General features: G+C 63.5%; 13 protein-coding genes. 6 read left to right on the forward strand and 7 right to left on the reverse strand.

Annotated features, from left to right (window positions below; translation table 11 throughout):
* The first annotated feature begins 57 nt into the window (after positions 1–57).
* The 6 genes from ACF8K2_RS10065 to ACF8K2_RS10090 all read left to right on the forward strand — a co-directional run bounded on the left by ACF8K2_RS10065 (position 58) and on the right by ACF8K2_RS10090 (position 9,224).
* Positions 58–1,209 carry an efflux RND transporter periplasmic adaptor subunit gene (locus tag ACF8K2_RS10065; protein WP_186553952.1) on the forward strand — a complete coding sequence of 384 codons (1,152 nt, stop codon included), beginning with the start codon at positions 58–60 and terminating at the stop codon, positions 1,207–1,209.
* A gap of 3 nt (positions 1,210–1,212) precedes the next feature.
* Complete coding sequence (gene ttgB / locus ACF8K2_RS10070) at positions 1,213–4,365, forward strand: multidrug efflux RND transporter permease subunit TtgB (protein WP_186553951.1); 3,153 nt, start codon at positions 1,213–1,215, stop codon at positions 4,363–4,365.
* Positions 4,362–5,816: an AdeC/AdeK/OprM family multidrug efflux complex outer membrane factor gene (locus ACF8K2_RS10075; RefSeq protein WP_186553950.1), complete on the forward strand. Its 1,455-nt coding sequence runs from the start codon at positions 4,362–4,364 to the stop codon at positions 5,814–5,816. Before ttgB ends, ACF8K2_RS10075 begins: the two co-directional genes overlap by 4 nt.
* Before the next feature lie 407 nt (positions 5,817–6,223).
* Positions 6,224–7,477, forward strand: coding sequence for an OprD family porin (locus ACF8K2_RS10080; protein WP_392464633.1), 1,254 nt, complete (start codon positions 6,224–6,226; stop codon positions 7,475–7,477).
* Between the two features lie 162 nt (positions 7,478–7,639).
* Positions 7,640–8,599, forward strand: a complete 960-nt coding sequence (locus ACF8K2_RS10085; RefSeq protein WP_186553948.1) for a LysR family transcriptional regulator — start codon at positions 7,640–7,642, stop codon at positions 8,597–8,599.
* A 100-nt stretch (positions 8,600–8,699) separates the two neighbouring features.
* Positions 8,700–9,224, forward strand: coding sequence for a DUF962 domain-containing protein (locus ACF8K2_RS10090; RefSeq protein WP_392464635.1), 525 nt, complete (start codon positions 8,700–8,702; stop codon positions 9,222–9,224).
* Positions 9,225–9,329: 105 nt separating this feature from the next.
* Here ACF8K2_RS10090 and pcaC read toward each other — a convergent pair whose 3' ends face one another.
* The 7 genes from pcaC to ACF8K2_RS10125 form a co-directional block, all read right to left on the reverse strand.
* Complete coding sequence (pcaC, locus tag ACF8K2_RS10095) at positions 9,330–9,731, reverse strand: 4-carboxymuconolactone decarboxylase (RefSeq protein ID WP_392464637.1); 402 nt, start codon at positions 9,729–9,731, stop codon at positions 9,330–9,332.
* 10 nt (positions 9,732–9,741) lie between these two features.
* Positions 9,742–10,533, reverse strand: coding sequence for a 3-oxoadipate enol-lactonase (gene pcaD / locus ACF8K2_RS10100; RefSeq protein ID WP_392464640.1), 792 nt, complete (start codon positions 10,531–10,533; stop codon positions 9,742–9,744).
* A gap of 11 nt (positions 10,534–10,544) precedes the next feature.
* Positions 10,545–11,909 (reverse strand): 3-carboxy-cis,cis-muconate cycloisomerase, encoded by a 1,365-nt coding sequence (locus ACF8K2_RS10105; protein ID WP_392464641.1) that lies wholly within the window; start codon positions 11,907–11,909, stop codon positions 10,545–10,547.
* A gap of 9 nt (positions 11,910–11,918) precedes the next feature.
* Entirely contained in the window at positions 11,919–13,208 is a 1,290-nt protein-coding gene (locus ACF8K2_RS10110; RefSeq protein WP_186553943.1) for an MFS family transporter, read from the reverse strand.
* A gap of 165 nt (positions 13,209–13,373) precedes the next feature.
* Positions 13,374–14,579, reverse strand: coding sequence for a 3-oxoadipyl-CoA thiolase (gene pcaF / locus ACF8K2_RS10115; protein WP_392464733.1), 1,206 nt, complete (start codon positions 14,577–14,579; stop codon positions 13,374–13,376).
* A complete protein-coding gene (locus tag ACF8K2_RS10120; protein ID WP_186553942.1) occupies positions 14,576–15,355 on the reverse strand; it encodes a CoA-transferase subunit beta in 780 nt (259 codons plus the stop codon). The genes pcaF and ACF8K2_RS10120 overlap by 4 nt, the downstream gene beginning before the upstream one ends.
* On the reverse strand, positions 15,352–16,212 hold the full coding sequence (locus ACF8K2_RS10125) for a CoA transferase subunit A (RefSeq protein WP_186553941.1): 861 nt from the start codon (positions 16,210–16,212) through the stop codon (positions 15,352–15,354). Before ACF8K2_RS10125 ends, ACF8K2_RS10120 begins: the two co-directional genes overlap by 4 nt.
* Positions 16,213–16,388: the final 176 nt, after the last annotated feature.

The following is a 16,388-nucleotide window of genomic DNA, read 5'->3' on the forward strand; positions in this document are numbered from 1 at the left end:
ACAAGACTCTTCCATTATTCTTGAGCGTCTCCCAGCTCTAGCGACCCGAGGATCCTCATGCAATTCAAGCCAGCCGTCACCGCCCTGGTTTCCGCCGTCGCCCTGGCAACACTGCTAAGTGGCTGTAAGAAAGAAGAGGCGGCACCTGCGCCGCAGGCTCCTCTGGTCGGCGTCGTCACCCTGCAACCACAAGCCTTTACCCTGACCTCGGAACTGCCGGGGCGCACCACTGCGTTCCGCGTCGCCGAAGTTCGGCCACAGGTCAATGGGATCATTCTCAAGCGCCTGTTCAAAGAGGGAAGCGAAGTCAAGGAAGGTCAGCAGCTGTACCAGATCGACCCATCTGTGTACGAAGCCAACCTAGCCAACGCCCAGGCCAACTTGCAGGCTACCCGTTCGTTGGCCGAGCGCTACAAGCAGCTGATCGACGAGCAGGCCGTATCCAAACAGGAATACGATGACGCCAATGCCAAACGATTGCAGGCCGAAGCGTCGCTCAAGAGCGCCCAGATCGACCTGCGCTACACCAAGGTCCTGGCACCAATCAGTGGCCGGATCGGCCGCTCCTCGGTGACCGAAGGCGCGCTGGTGAGCAATGGCCAGACCAACGCCATGGCCACTATCCAGCAGCTCGATCCGATCTACGTCGACGTCACCCAGTCCACGGCCGAGCTGCTCAAGCTGCGCCGCGACCTGGAAAGCGGCCAATTGCAGAAGGCCGGGGAAAACGCCGCCAAGGTTCAGCTGATCCTGGAAGATGGCAGCAAGTTCGCCCAAGAAGGCCGCCTGGAATTCTCTGAAGTGTCGGTCGACGAGACCACAGGTTCGGTGACCCTGCGTGCCGTGTTCCCTAACCCAGAACACACCCTGCTGCCGGGCATGTTCGTCCACGCTCGCCTGCAGAACGGGGTCAACGCCAACGCCATCCTGGCGCCGCAACAAGGCGTAACCCGGGATCTGAAAGGCACGCCAACGGCGATGGTGGTCAACCAGGAGAACAAGGTCGAGCTGCGTCAACTCAAGGCCAGCCGCACCCTGGGCAGCGACTGGCTGATCGAGGAAGGCCTCAACCCAGGCGATCGCCTGATCACCGAAGGCCTGCAATACGTACGCCCCGGCGTCGAGGTCAAAGTCGGCGAAGCCACCAACGTCAAGAAGCCGGGCAATCCTCAGGCCAATGCGGCGAAAGCAGACGGCAAAGCGGAGTAAACCATGTCGAAGTTCTTTATCGATCGCCCGATCTTCGCCTGGGTGATCGCCCTGGTGATCATGCTGGTCGGCGCCTTGTCGATCCTGAAGCTGCCGATCAACCAGTACCCAAGCATCGCGCCGCCGGCCATCGCCATCGCCGTGACCTACCCAGGCGCCTCGGCGCAGACGGTGCAGGACACCGTGGTGCAGGTCATCGAGCAACAGCTCAACGGCATCGACAACCTGCGGTATGTGCAGTCGGAAAGTAACTCCGACGGCAGCATGACCATTACCGCGACCTTCGAGCAGGGCACCAACCCTGATACGGCGCAGGTCCAGGTGCAGAACAAGCTGAACCTGGCCACCCCACTGCTGCCGCAAGAAGTGCAGCAGCAGGGTATCCGTGTCACCAAGGCAGTGAAAAACTTCCTGATGGTGATCGGCCTTGTGTCCGAAGACGGCAGCATGACCAAGGATGACTTGGCCAACTACATCGTCTCGAACATGCAGGACCCGGTCTCGCGTACCGCAGGTGTCGGTGACTTCCAGGTGTTCGGCGCCCAGTACGCCATGCGCATCTGGCTCGATCCGGCCAAGCTGAACAAGTTCCAGCTGACCCCGGTTGACGTGCGCACTGCGGTTACCGCGCAGAACGTCCAGGTGTCCAGCGGTCAGCTCGGCGGCCTGCCAGCCCTGCCGGGTACCCAGCTCAACGCCACCATCATCGGCAAGACCCGCCTGCAAACCGCCGAGCAGTTCGAGAAGATCCTGCTCAAGGTCAACAGCGATGGCTCGCAGGTGCGCCTGGGCGACGTTGCCAAGGTCGGCCTGGGCGGTGAGAACTACGCGGTCAGCGCGCAGTTCAACGGCAAGCCGGCCTCGGGTCTGGCGGTCAAGCTCGCCACCGGCGCCAACGCCCTGGACACTGCCACGGCGCTGCGCAAGACCATCAGCGACCTGGAGCCGTTCTTCCCGCCTGGGATGAAAGCGGTGTTCCCATATGACACCACGCCCGTGGTCACCGAATCGATCAGCGGGGTAATCCACACCCTGATCGAAGCGGTAGTGCTGGTGTTCCTGGTGATGTACCTGTTCCTGCAGAACTTCCGCGCCACGGTGATTACCACCATGACGGTGCCGGTGGTGTTGCTGGGTACCTTTGGTATCCTCGCCGCCGCAGGGTTCAGCATCAACACCCTGACCATGTTCGCCATGGTCCTGGCCATCGGTCTGTTGGTGGACGACGCCATCGTTGTGGTGGAGAACGTCGAGCGGGTGATGTCCGAGGAGGGCCTGCCCCCCAAAGAAGCCACCAAGCGCTCGATGGAGCAGATCCAGGGTGCGCTGGTCGGTATTGCCCTGGTGTTGTCGGCGGTACTGCTGCCGATGGCGTTCTTTGGCGGCTCCACCGGTGTGATCTACCGGCAGTTCTCGATCACCATCGTGTCGGCCATGGGCCTGTCGGTGCTGGTCGCGTTGATCTTCACCCCGGCCCTGTGCGCGACCATGCTCAAGCCACTGAAAAAGGGTGAGCACCACGTCGCCAAAGGCGGTTTCTTCGGCTGGTTCAACCGCAACTTCGACCGCAGCGTACAAGGCTACGAGCGCAGTGTCGGTGGCATCCTTCGCAACAAGCTGCCGTTCCTGCTGGCCTATGCCCTGATCGTGGTCGGCATGATCTGGCTGTTCATGCGCATCCCGACTGCGTTCCTGCCCGAAGAAGACCAGGGCGTGCTGTTCGCCCAGGTGCAGACTCCGGCCGGTTCCAGTGCCGAGCGCACCCAGGCGGTAGTCGACCAGATGCGCGAGTACCTGCTCAAGGACGAAGCCGACACCGTGTCGTCGGTATTCACCGTCAACGGCTTCAACTTCGCCGGTCGCGGCCAGAGCTCGGGTATGGCGTTCATCATGCTCAAGCCCTGGGATGAGCGTTCGGCGGAGAACAGCGTGTTCAACCTGGCGGCCCGTGCCCAGCAGCACTTCTTCGGCTTCCGTGACGCGATGGTGTTTGCCTTTGCCCCGCCTGCGGTACTGGAGTTGGGTAACGCCACCGGTTTCGACGTGTTCCTGCAGGACCGTGCAGGCCTCGGTCACGAGAAACTGATGGAAGCGCGCAACCAGTTCCTGGCCAAGGCCGCACAGAGCAAGATCCTCTCTGCAGTGCGCCCCAACGGCCTGAACGACGAGCCGCAGTATCAGCTGATCGTCGACGACGAACGCGCCAGCGCCTTGGGCGTGACCATCGCCGACATCAACAACACCCTGTCGATTGCCTTGGGTGGTAGCTACGTCAACGACTTCATCGACCGCGGTCGGGTCAAGAAGGTCTACATCCAGGGCGATGCCAATGCCCGGATGAACCCTGAAGACCTGCAGAAGTGGTACGTACGCAACGCCAAGGGTGAGATGGTGCCGTTCTCCTCCTTCGCCACCGGCGAATGGTCGTTCGGCTCGCCGAAGCTGTCGCGCTACAACGGTGTAGAAGCGGTCGAAGTGCTGGGTGCTCCGGCGCCGGGCTACAGTACCGGTGAGGCCATGGCCGAGGTCGAGCGCATCGCCAGCGAACTGCCAACCGGCATCGGTATGTCCTGGACCGGTATGTCGTACGAGGAAAAACTCTCTGGCTCGCAGATGCCGGCACTGTTCGCCCTGTCGCTGCTGTTCGTGTTCCTCTGCCTGGCAGCGCTGTACGAAAGCTGGTCGATCCCGATCGCGGTGGTGTTGGTAGTGCCACTGGGGATCATCGGTGCACTGGTTGCCACCAGCATGCGCGGGCTGTCCAACGACGTGTACTTCCTGGTTGGCCTGTTGACCACCATCGGTCTGGCGGCGAAGAACGCGATCTTGATCGTCGAGTTCGCCAAGGAGCTGCATGAACAAGGCAAGAGCCTGTACGACGCCACCATCGAAGCGTGCCGTATGCGTCTGCGCCCGATCATCATGACCTCGCTGGCGTTCATCCTCGGCGTGGTACCGTTGACCATCGCCAGCGGCGCAGGCTCGGGTAGTCAGCATGCCATTGGTACTGGGGTGATCGGCGGCATGATCAGTGCGACCGTGCTGGCCATCTTCTGGGTACCGTTGTTCTTCGTAGCTGTGTCGTCGTTGTTCGGCAGCAAAAAGCCAGAAACCGACGCCACCCCTGAAACTCCACGTTATGAGGCTGGGCAATGACCAAGTCTTTGTTGTCCCTGGCGGTAACCGCCCTGATCCTCAGCGGCTGCTCGCTGATCCCTGATTACCAGACCCCGGACGCACCGGTGGCAACGCAGTGGCCGCAAGGCCCTGCGTATTCGCCAACCGAATCGGCCGATGTCGCCGCCGCTGAACAAGGCTGGCGCCAGTTCTTCCAGGACCCCGCGCTGCAGCAGCTGATCCAGACCTCGCTGGTCAACAACCGCGACCTGCGTGTCGCGGCGTTGAACATCGACGCCTACCGCGCCCAGTACCGCATCCAGCGCGCTGACCTGTTCCCGGCGGTCTCGGCCACCGGTAGCGGCAGCCGTCAGCGCACCCCGGCGAACATGTCGCAGACGGGCGAATCGGGTATCACCAGCCAGTACTCGGCGACCCTCGGCGTCAGCGCCTACGAGCTGGATCTGTTCGGCCGTGTGCGTAGCCTGAGCGAGCAAGCGCTGGAAACTTACCTGTCCAGCGAACAGGCGCGTCGCTCCACGCAGATCGCCCTGGTCGCCAGCGTGGCCAACGCCTACTACACCTGGCAGGCTGACCAAGCCCTGCTCAAGCTGACCGAAGACACCCTCAAGACCTACGAGGAAAGCTACAACCTGACCCGTCGTAGCAACGAAGTGGGGGTCGCCTCGGCGCTCGACCTGAGCCAGGCACGCACCGCTGTCGAAGGCGCGCGGGTCAAACTGTCGCAGTACCAACGCCTGGTCGCCCAAGACCTCAACAGCCTGACCGTGCTGCTCGGCACTGGCGTGCCGGCCAACCTGCCAGCACCGCTCAAGCTCGATGCTGACCAACTGGCCGAAGTGCCCGCCGGCCTGCCGTCGGACCTGCTCACGCGTCGCCCGGACATCCAGGAAGCCGAGCACCTGCTCAAGGCCGCCAACGCCAACATCGGCGCGGCCCGCGCAGCGTTCTTCCCGAGCATCAGCCTGACCGCCAATGCCGGCACCTTGAGCCCGGACATGGACGGGCTGTTCAAAGGAGGGTCGGGGACCTGGCTGTTCCAGCCGCAGATCAACCTACCGATCTTCAACGCCGGCAGCCTGCGCGCGAGCTTGGATTACTCGAAGATCCAGAAGGACATCAACGTCGCCAAGTACGAAAAAACCATCCAGACCGCCTTCCAGGAAGTCTCCGATGGCCTGGCGGCGCGCAAGACCTTCGAAGAGCAGTTGCAGGCGCAGCGTGATCTGGTCGCGGCCAACCAGGATTACTACCGCCTGGCTGAGCGTCGCTACCGGATCGGTATCGACAGCAACCTGACCTTCCTCGACGCCCAGCGCAACCTGTTCAGCGCGCAACAGTCATTGATCAGTGATCGCCTGTCGCAGCTGACCAGCGAGGTCAATCTGTACAAGGCCCTGGGTGGCGGCTGGTATGAGCGTACCGGCCAGGCCAACCAGCAGGCATCGCTGCAAGCGCCCAAAGGCTGATTGATCGGTAACGCATCAAGCCCACCTTCGCGGTGGGCTTTTTGTTTGTGAGGTCAGTTACCCCGTCATCGCGGGGCAAGCCCGCTCCCACGTTGGTCTGAGCAGAATCTCTTGGCAAGCGTGGGCAAGCCCGCTCCCACGCTACCCGAAGGATTTGGTCTGACCAACGTGGGAGCGGGCTTGCCCCGCGAAGAGGCCACCCTGAACAATGAAAAGTAACTGACTGGAACATTCCGTTCGATTATCGCCCAGTACCGCCTGCGACGAATTGCCCCGCCCCTGCTGTGCCGCGCACCATTCTCCCCGCAACGTTGCACAAGTTCATCCAATCAAGACCCCGTCGCCCCTGCAGGCCCGCACCCCGCAGCGCACCGGTTCGCCCAATAAAAACAAGAGATCCACGACAGATGAGCACTTCGCAACCCGCACGCCAGCTGCTGCCCGGCCTGTTGGCCATGTCCTGCGCCCTGCCCGCCTTCGCCGCCGACGGTGGGTTCCTGGAGGACGCCAAGGCCACTCTCAACCTGCGCAACTTCTACATCAACCGCAATTTCGTCGACCCGGCCAACCCCCAGGGCAAGGCCGAAGAATGGACCCAGAGTTTCATCCTCGACGCGCGTTCCGGGTTTACCCAAGGCACCGTTGGCTTTGGCGTGGACATCCTGGGTTTGTATTCGGTGAAGCTCGACGGCGGCAAAGGTACCGCTGGCACCCATCTGCTGCCGGTGCACGATGATGGTCGTCCGGCCGATGATTTCGGCCGCCTGGGCGTGGCCTTCAAGGCCAAGCTGTCGCAGACCGAACTGAAAGTCGGTGAGTGGATGCCCGTGCTGCCGATCCTGCGCTCGGACGACGGCCGCTCGCTGCCGCAAACCTTCCGGGGCGGCCAGATCACCTCGAAAGAGATTGACGGCCTGACCCTGTACGGCGGCCAGTTCCGCGCCAACAGCCCGCGTAATGACGCGAGCATGGAAGACATGTCGCTCAACGGTCGCAGTGCGTTCACCTCCGACCGCTTCAATTTCGCTGGGAGCGAATACACCTTCAACGACAAACGCACCCTGATCGGCCTGTGGGATGCCCGCCTCAAGGACATCTACCGTCAGCAGTATCTGAACCTCAGCCACAGCCAGCCGCTCGGCGAATGGACCCTGGGTGCCAACCTGGGCTACTTCATCGGTAAGGAAGACGGCGCCGAACGCGCAGGCGAGTTGGATAACCGCACCGCCTCAGCCATGCTCTCGGCACGCTACAAGGGCCACACCTTTTACGTCGGCTTGCAGAAAGTCAGCGGCGATGACGCCTGGATGCGGGTCAACGGCACCAGCGGCGGGACCCTGGCCAACGACAGCTACAACTCAAGCTTCGACAACGCCAAGGAGCGCTCCTGGCAGGTGCGCCATGACTTCAACTTCGTCTCGGTGGGCGTACCCGGCCTGACCCTGATGAACCGCTATATCAAGGGTGACAACGTGCACACCAGCACTGTCGACGACGGCAAGGAATGGGCGCGTGAAACCGAGCTGGCGTATGTCGTGCAGTCGGGCACCTTCAAGGACTTGTCGCTGAAATGGCGCAACTCGACCATGCGCCGGGATTACAGCACCAACTCGTTCGATGAGAACCGGGTGATCGTCAGCTATCCGCTGAATCTCTTGTAGTGAGTTGCGGCCTCATCGCTGCGACTCGCCCTGCGATGAGGCCGACCAATTCAGCAAAGCTTATGCTTATAAAATAAGCATATAAAAACCAAACAAAACCATCATTGACGGAATATGTAACAAAAGCTAAAAACGATACTCCCGCCCGCCGCAGAGCTCGACATGGACCTTCGCCAACTGCGCTACTTCATCGCCCTCACCGAATACCGCAGTTTCGTCCGCGCCGCCGAGGCCATGGGCATCACCCAACCGGCCTTCAGCCGGGCCATCCAGGGCCTGGAGCAAACCTTCGGTTGTTCGCTGATAGACCGCGCCAGCAAGGCCCTGCACCCAACCCCTGAAGGCCTGGTGGTGCTGCAACACGCCCGGCGCCTGGTGCAGGGCGCTGCGCAATTGAGCACCGAGGTATTGCAGATGACCAAGCTCGATGCTGGCGAGCTGCATTTTGGCAGCGGCCCGGCGCTGGCCGTACGCCTGGTCCCCGATGCCCTGCAACACTTCATCGAGGCCCACCCCGGTATCCGCACCTCGCTGCTGGTCGACAACGCCGAACGCCTCGGCCAAGCCCTGCGCCGTGAACAAATCGAATTTTTCGTCGACGACATCCGCCCGTTCGAAGCCGACCCCAATTTCCACACCGAGCCGCTCAATCCGCGCCCAGGCCTGTTCTTCTGCCGCCCCGGCCATCCGTTGCTGGCCAAGGACAGCCTGTCGACCAATGACCTGTTCGCCTACCCGCTGGCCAGCGCCCTGCTCGCCCCTGGCGTGCGCAAGCGCCTGGCCAACCTCAGTGGGCGCAATGACTTCACCCCACACTTGCAGACCGAGCACCTGGCCGTGCTGCGCAGCGTGGTGCTGGCCAGCGATGCGATCGGCACCGCCAGCGAAGAATCGGTGGCCGACGACTTGAGCAGCGGCCGCCTGGTGCGCCTGCACTGGCGTAATTTACCTCCGGGCCTGGAAGTGCTGAGCGTGCGCTGTGGCGTGGTCAGCCGCAGTGGCTATCGGCTGTCCCCGGCCGCGCGGGCGATGATCGAGACCTTGATTGGCCTCGATCAGCGCACTTCGCCGCGCGAGCAGCCGCCACGCACCGCGCCGCGTGCCGGGCATTCGCCACGCTGATGATGAAGCATCAACCGCGCGCGGTTCCGGCGTTGTGGCCGGGGGGCTATGCTTGCACACAGTGATCCACTGTCAGCGGTGCAGCCAAGGAGGAACAACAATGAAAAGCCTCGTCGAACACCTGAGCCAGTACGCCGCCTACCACCGTGACCCACGCAACATCGCCACCCACTTCGTCGGCATTCCGCTGATCGTCGTGGCCGTGACCATTCTGCTGTCGCGCCCGGGTTGGGATGTCGCTGGGATATGGCTGTCACCGGCCTTGATCGCGGCGGCGGCCTCGGTGTGGTTCTACCTGCGTCTGGATCTGCGCTTGGGCTTGGTGATGGGGCTATTGCTGGGGTTGTGCCTGTGGCTGGGGCAGATGCTTGCGCTGCAGAGCACCGGGCTATGGCTGAGCGCCGGGCTGGGCGCCTTTGTGCTGGGCTGGATCATCCAGTTTGTCGGGCATTATTACGAGGGGCGTAAACCTGCGTTCGTCGATGACCTGAGCGGGTTGATCATCGGACCGTTGTTCGTGGTGGCGGAGGCAGCGTTCATGCTCGGGCTGTGCCCGCAGTTGAAAAAAGCCGTGGAAGCCAATGCTGGGCCGGTGGCGATCAGGCACAAGAACGCCGCGGTTTAAGTTCCGCCCTCATCGCGGGGCAAGCCCGCTCCCACGTCCTCAGCCTCACTGAGATGACTGCGTGGGAGCGGGCTTGCCCCGCGATGAAGCCAGCACCCTCAACAACTATTCTTGTAACTGACGCGACTCGACCCCCAACTCATCCCACACCGATTCTGCCAGGTGGAAAGTGGCATTGGCCGCCGGAATCCCGCAATAGATCGCGCTCTGCATCAGCACTTCCTTGATCTCTTCGCGCGTCACGCCATTGTTGGCCGCCGCGCGCAGGTGCAGCTTGAGCTCGTCATTGCGGTTCATGCCGATCAGCATGGCAATGGTGATCAGGCTGCGGGTATGCCGTGGCAACCCTGGGCGGGTCCAGATATCCCCCCAGGCGTGGCGAGTGATCATTTCCTGGAACTCGCCGTTGAAGCCGTTGAGTTTTTCCAGGCTGCGGTCCACGTGGGCGTCACCGAGCACGGCGCGGCGCACCTGCATGCCCGCGTCGTAGCGTTGTTTTTCGTCCATCTTGTTCTCCTCAGCAAGCCTGCAGAAAATCGACGACCCGCGCCGTGAACGGCTCACCGATCTCGACATTGGACAGGTGCGCGGCATGGAATTCGACGTAGTGCGCGCCCTCAATCGCGTTCTGCATGAAGCGTCCATGCTCCGGGGTGGTGACCACATCGGCAGTACCGGCGACGATCAGGGTCGGCACCTGGATAGCGTCCAGTTGCTCGCGGTAGTCGGCATCGCGTACCGCCGCACAGTTGGCGGCATAGCCTTCAGGCGAGGTCTGCGCCAGCATCTGGGTGATGCGCTGGGCCTGGGCGGCGTGGGCCTCGGCGAATGCCGGGGTGAACCAGCGGGCAATGGAGGCATCGCGCAAATCGACCATGGCCTGGCGGCCCCCCTTGAGCACTGTGTCGATGCGGGTATTCCACACCTCATCGCTGCCGATCTTGGCGGCGGTGTTGCACAGGGTCAGGCTGAGCAGGCGTGAGCCTGCGTTGATACCCAGCCACTGGCCGATCAGGCCGCCCATCGACAGGCCGACGAAGTGCGCCTTGGCGATGTCCAGTGCATCCAGCAGCGCCAGCACGTCTGCGCCCAGCTGGGCAATGCTGTAGGGGCCGGCGGTGACCAGCGAGCCGCCATGGCCACGGGTGTCGTAACGCAGCACGCGAAAGTGCTTGGACCAGGCCGCTACCTGCGTGTCCCACATGCCAAGGTCAGTCCCCAGCGAGTTGGACAGCACCAGCACCGGGGCATCCTGCGGACCATCGAGTTGGTAATTCAGTACGCCATCGGCCAGTTGCAAATGCGCCACAGCGGTCTCCTTCAGGCAGTCAAACGTTGATGTTCAGCCACGGCGCGCGCCACCCAGACGCGGGCCTGGCCGAGGTAATGAGCAGGGTCGAGCAGGCGGTCGAGCTCCTGCGCGGACAACTCGGCAGTGACCTGCGCCTCGTCACCCAGCACGGCGCGCAGGTGGCGCTGCTCAGCGACGGCGCGCTGGCAGCACTGCTCCAGCAAATGATGGGCGCGGTCGCGGCCCAGGCGCTGGGCCAGGACGATACTGACCGCTTCGGCCAACACCAGGCCCTGAGTCAGGTCGAGGTTGCGGCGCATGCGTTCGGCATCCACCTGCATCCCCTCGGCGATCACCTGGGCCTGGCGCAGGGCGCCAGACACCAGGCAGCAGATGTCCGGCAAGGTTTCCCATTCGGCGTGCCACAGGCCAAGGCTGCGCTCGTGCTCCTGGGGCATGGCGGCGAACAGCGTCGACAACAGGCCCGGCACCCGCGTGGCGGCGCCGATCAACACGGCCGCGCCAACCGGATTGCGCTTGTGCGGCATGGTCGAAGAGCCGCCCTTGCCCGGCGCGGAAGGCTCGAACACCTCCCCCGCTTCGGTCTGCATCAGCAAGCTGATGTCGCGGCCGAACTTGCCCAGGCTGCCCGCCACCAGCCCCAGCACCGAGGCGAACTCCACCAGGCGATCGCGGTGGGTATGCCAGGGTTGCTCAGGCAGGCTCAGCTTGAGCTGCTCGGCCAGCGCCTCGGCCACTGGCAGCGCCTTGCTGCCAAGCGCCGCGAGGCTGCCGGAGGCACCGCCGAATTGCAGGCAGAGCAAGCGCGGACGCAGCTCTTTGAGGCGCTGGCGGTGGCGGGTCAAGGCGCCGAGTACGCCGGCCAATTTCATCCCCAGGGTCACCGGCGTTGCGTGCTGCAACCAGGTGCGCCCCACCAGTGGCGTGTCAGCGTGCTGCAGGGCCTGGCGGGCCAGGGTATCGGCCAACCTGGCCAGATCGGCTTCGATCAGCTCGAGCGCATCGCGCAGTTGCAGCACCAGCCCGCTGTCCATGGCGTCCTGGCTGGTCGCGCCTAGGTGCACGTAGCGCTCGGCGTCTGGTACGCCGCTGGCGACCACCTTGCCCAGCGCCTTGACCAGCGGAATCGCCGAGTTACCTGCCGTGGCGATGGCATCGGCCAGGGCGCGGGCGTCATAGCGCTCGGCCTTGCATGCGGCCTCGATGGCCGGCACCGCAGTGTGCGGCACCAACCCTGCAGCGGCTTCGGCCCGCGCCAGGGCGGCCTCGAAGTCGAGCATGCCTTGCAGGCGGCCACGGTCGGAGAAAATCTCGCGCATGGCCGGTGCAGTGAAGTAGGCGTCGAACAGCTGGTTGTCCGCTCGGTGGGTCATCGCGAGTCCTTAGTGATCATGGTGCAGGTACGCCGCTTGCTTGGGCAGGCGCAGGCTGAACAGGAAGGCCACCGCCATCATGGCGGTCACGTACCAGTAGAAGGTGTTCTCCATCCCCAGGGTTTTCAAGCCCAATGCGACATATTCGGCCGAACCGCCGAACACCGCGTTAGCCACGGCATAGGCCAGGCCCACGCCCAGGGCGCGCACTTGCGGCGGGAACATCTCGGCCTTCACCAGGCCGCTGATGGAGGTGTAGAAACTGACGATACACAAGGCCAGGGTAATCAGCACGAAGGCCATGAATGGGCTGGTCACGGTCTTCAGCGCCATCAGCAGCGGCACGGTGAAGACAGTGCCCAAAGCACCGAACAGGAGCATCGAGTTACGCCGGCCGATGCGGTCGGAGAGCATGCCGAACAACGGCTGCAGGATCATGAACAGGAACAGCGCGCCGGTCATGACGAAACTGGCGTCCTTGGCGGGCATCCCGGCGGTGTTGACCAGGTATTTCTGCATGTAGGTGGTGAAGGTGTAGAAGATCAGCGATCCGCCAGCGGTGTAGCCCAGGACGGTGATGAACGCCGCAGCGTGGTTGCGGAACAAGCCGCTGACACTGCCGGCGTCTTTGTCCTGGCGGGTTTCGGCGCTGCTGGTTTCTTTCAGCGAACGGCGCAGCATCAGCGAGATCAGGGCAGCGACGGCACCCACCACGAACGGAATGCGCCAGCCCCAGGCACGCAGTTCTTCTTCGCTGAGCAACTGCTGCAGGATCACCACCACCAACACCGCCAGCAACTGGCCGCCGATCAGGGTGACGTACTGGAACGAGGCGAAGAAACCGCGCTGGCCGCGCAAGGCGACTTCACTCATGTAGGTAGCGGTGGTGCCGTATTCGCCACCCACCGACAGACCCTGGATCAGGCGCGCCAACAGCAGCAGCGCTGGCGCCCAGGCACCGATGCTGGAGTAGGTCGGCAGGCAGGCGATGATCAGCGAGCCGAAGCACATCATCAGCACCGAGACCATCAGCGAATTCTTGCGCCCATGACGGTCAGCCAGGCGGCCGAAGATCCAGCCACCGATGGGGCGCATCAAGAAGCCCGCGGCGAATACGCCTGCGGTATTGAGCAATTGCACGGTCGGGTTGTCGGAGGGAAAGAACGCCGGGGCGAAATAGATGGCGCAGAAGGCGTAGACGTAGAAGTCGAACCATTCCACCAGGTTGCCTGAAGAGGCACCGACGATAGCGAAGATGCGCTTGGAGCGTTCTTCGCCGGTGTAATAGGTTGAGGTCATGGTGGTTTTACTCCTGGAGGGTCACTGAGAGTCTAGACACACCCAGTTACACTCTCGTTCCGCTACCCGGCCATGGTCGGTTTTTGCAATCCCCATCGCGGGGCAAGCCCGCTCCCACGGGATAGTCGTGGGAGCGGGCTTGACCCGCGATGAAGCCAGACCTGCTCAAACCCGCTCTATCGCCAGCGCCAGCCCTTGGCCAACACCCACGCACATGGTCGCCAGGCCCTTACGCCCGCCGCTTTTCTCCAACTGATGCAGCGCAGTCAGCACCAGCCGTGCGCCGCTCATGCCCAACGGATGGCCCAGGGCAATCGCGCCACCATTGGGGTTTACCTGCGGTGCGTCATCGGCCACACCCAACTCGCGCAGCACTGCCAAGCCTTGGCTGGCGAAGGCTTCGTTGAGCTCGATCACGTCGAAGTCGGCCACGGCAACGCCCAGGCGCTCGGTCAGTTTGCGCACTGCCGGCACCGGGCCGATGCCCATCACTCGCGGCGCGACACCGCCACTGGCCATGCCCAGAACCCGTGCCCGCGGGGTCAGGCCGTGTTTCTTCACCGCGTCTGCCGAAGCCAGGATCAACGCGGCGGCGCCGTCGTTGACGCCCGAAGCGTTGCCCGCGGTGACGGTCTTGTCCGGGCCGTTGACTGGCTTGAGTTTGCTCAGTGCTTCAAGGGTGGTATCCGGGCGCAGGTGCTCGTCGTGCTCGACCACGGTCTCGCCCTTCTTGTGGGCAATGCGCACTGGCACGATCTCTTGCGCGAAGAAACCTGCAGCCTGCGCCGCTGCTGCCTTTTGCTGGCTGCGCAGGGCGAAGGCGTCTTGATCCGCGCGGGAAACCTGATACTCGTCAGCGACGTTGTCGGCCGTCTCGGGCATCGAGTCGACGCCGTACTGGCTCTTCATCAGTGGGTTGATGAAACGCCAACCGATGGTGGTGTCCTCAAGCTTCATGTTGCGCGAGTAACCACTCTCGGCCTTGCCCATGACGAACGGCGCGCGCGACATCGACTCGACGCCACCGGCAATCGCCAGCTCCATCTCGCCACTGGCAATGGCGCGAAACGCCGTACCAATTGCATCCATGCCCGAAGCGCACAGGCGGTTGAGGGTCACCCCAGGAATGCTCTCGGGCAGGCCCGCCAGCAGCAAGGCCATGCGCGCGACGTTGCGGTTGTCTTCGCCGGCCTGGTTGGCGCAGCCGAAGAACACTTCGTCGACCTGATCCCACTGTACCGACGGGTTACGCTCGATCAGCGCCTTGAGCGGCACTGCTGCCAGGTCATCGGCGCGCACGCCGGCCAGGGCGCCGCCGAAGCGGCCGATCGGGGTGCGGATGGCATCACAGATGAACACGTCACGCATCAGGCTTCTCCTGGCTTCTGGCCGTGGGCGGCAGCGGTGCGCTGTTCAAGATCACGCAGCGCGGTCAGCTCGACCTCGTTTGGCGCGGCGGTGGTCTGCACATCATCGGCAAAGCGGATCGCCCAGCCGGTGGCGGCAATGATCTGCTCGCGGGTCACACCTGGGTGAATCGAGGTGACCACGAATTCGTGGGTGCCGGCTTCCGGCTCCATGATGCACAGGTCGGTGATGATGCCGACCGGGCCTTCACCAGGCAGGCCCAGGCGTTTACGCGAGTCGCCACCCTCGCCGTGGCCGACCGAGGTGATGAAGTCCAGCTTGTCGACAAACGCGCGTGGCGATTGCTTGAGGATGATCAGCACTTGCTTGGCGGAACCGGCGATTTCCGGCGCACCACCGGCACCCGGCAAACGGGTGCGCGGGGCGTGGTAGTCACCGACCACGGTGGTATTGATGTTGCCGAAGCGGTCGACCTGGGCAGCGCCGAGGAAGCCCACGTCGATGCGTCCGCCCTGCAGCCAGTAGCGGAAAATTTCGCCGGTCGGCACCACGGTGTCGGCGGTTTCCGCCAGCTCGCCGTCGCCGATCGACAGCGGCAGCACGCTCGGCTTGGCGCCAATCGGGCCAGATTCATAGATCAGCACGACGTCGGGCGACGAGGTCAGGCGCGCCAGGTTGGCAGCCTTGGACGGCAGGCCGATACCGACGAAGCAGACCGCTCCGTTGCGCAGGCGACGGGCAGCGGCGACAGTCATCATTTCGGAAGTGGAGTAGCTCATTGCGCGGCCTCCGCAGTGCTGGCCAGCTTGGCCTTGAATTCATTGAAGTCGGCGGTACCACGGATGTAGCTATCGATCCAGGCGGTGAACGACTCACGGTCACGGGCAATCGGGTCCCAGGCCTGGTAGAAGCGGTTGTCGCGCTCGTAGTAGCCATGGGCATAGGACGGGTGGGCGCCACCAGGCACCAGGCACACCGCCGACAGCGCCCAGGTCGGCAGCACGCAGGCGTTCATTGGCGCTTGCAGGTCGTCGACGATTTCCTCGACGGTGACGATGCAACGTTTGGCCGCCAAGGCCGCTTCTTTCTGCACACCGAGAATGCCCCACAGCAGCACGTTGCCTTTGCGGTCGGCCTTCTGCGCGTGGATCACGGTCACATCCGGGCGCACCGACGGCACGGCAGCGAGCACTTCGCCGGTGAACGGGCAAGTGACGCTCTTGATCAGCGGGTTGACCTTGGGCAGGTCGGAACCGGCGTAGGCGCGCAGCACCGCGAACGGCAGGCCCGAGGCACCCGCGACATAGGCGTTGGCCAAGTCCGCGTGGCTGTGCTCTTCGATCTCGATCGCATGCGGCCAGTGCTTCTCGACCGCATCGCGCAGGCGGTGCAGCGACCCGACGCCGGGGTTGCCACCCCAGGAGAAGATCAGCTTGCTGGCGCAGCCGGCGCCGATCAATTGGTCGTAGATCAGGTCCGGGGTCATGCGCACCAGGGTCAGGTCGCGCTTGCCCTGGCGGATGATCTCGTGGCCGGCGGCTGTCGGGATCAGGTGGGTGAAGCCTTCGAGGGCGACGGTGTCGCCGTCTTGGATGAATTGCTTCACGGCCTCGTGAAGCGAGAGGATTGCTGCCATTGGAGACTCCTGGTCAGGGTGCTGCGTTGAGCTCAGATTAAGGAGACTGGAGGGTCGCGCACAATCCGATAATCGATTACTTGTGCGATTATCGAACCATTTGTTGTCGTGCTATCCATTCACCCCAAGACCCTCAACCCCCTGCGGGAGCGGGCTTGCCCCGCGCCTACAGAGTC

The organism is Pseudomonas sp. xss_2 (assembly GCF_043104195.1).
In the GTDB taxonomy this organism is placed as follows: Bacteria; Pseudomonadota; Gammaproteobacteria; order Pseudomonadales; family Pseudomonadaceae; genus Aquipseudomonas; species Aquipseudomonas urmiensis.

What these genes read in the sequence shown, in the direction of transcription:
- ttgB (WP_186553951.1), top strand. Translation starts at nt 1,213, where the DNA reads ATGTCGAAGTTCTTTATCGATCGCCCGATCTTCGCCTGGGTGATCGCC.
- ACF8K2_RS10085 (WP_186553948.1), top strand. Translation starts at nt 7,640, where the DNA reads ATGGACCTTCGCCAACTGCGCTACTTCATCGCCCTCACCGAATACCGC.
- ACF8K2_RS10120 (WP_186553942.1), bottom strand. Translation starts at nt 15,355, where the DNA reads ATGAGCTACTCCACTTCCGAAATGATGACTGTCGCCGCTGCCCGTCGC.
- ACF8K2_RS10105 (WP_392464641.1), bottom strand. Translation starts at nt 11,909, where the DNA reads ATGACCCACCGAGCGGACAACCAGCTGTTCGACGCCTACTTCACTGCA.
- ACF8K2_RS10065 (WP_186553952.1), top strand. Translation starts at nt 58, where the DNA reads ATGCAATTCAAGCCAGCCGTCACCGCCCTGGTTTCCGCCGTCGCCCTG.
- ACF8K2_RS10080 (WP_392464633.1), top strand. Translation starts at nt 6,224, where the DNA reads ATGAGCACTTCGCAACCCGCACGCCAGCTGCTGCCCGGCCTGTTGGCC.
- ACF8K2_RS10075 (WP_186553950.1), top strand. Translation starts at nt 4,362, where the DNA reads ATGACCAAGTCTTTGTTGTCCCTGGCGGTAACCGCCCTGATCCTCAGC.
- ACF8K2_RS10110 (WP_186553943.1), bottom strand. Translation starts at nt 13,208, where the DNA reads ATGACCTCAACCTATTACACCGGCGAAGAACGCTCCAAGCGCATCTTC.
- pcaC (WP_392464637.1), bottom strand. Translation starts at nt 9,731, where the DNA reads ATGGACGAAAAACAACGCTACGACGCGGGCATGCAGGTGCGCCGCGCC.
- ACF8K2_RS10125 (WP_186553941.1), bottom strand. Translation starts at nt 16,212, where the DNA reads ATGGCAGCAATCCTCTCGCTTCACGAGGCCGTGAAGCAATTCATCCAA.
- ACF8K2_RS10090 (WP_392464635.1), top strand. Translation starts at nt 8,700, where the DNA reads ATGAAAAGCCTCGTCGAACACCTGAGCCAGTACGCCGCCTACCACCGT.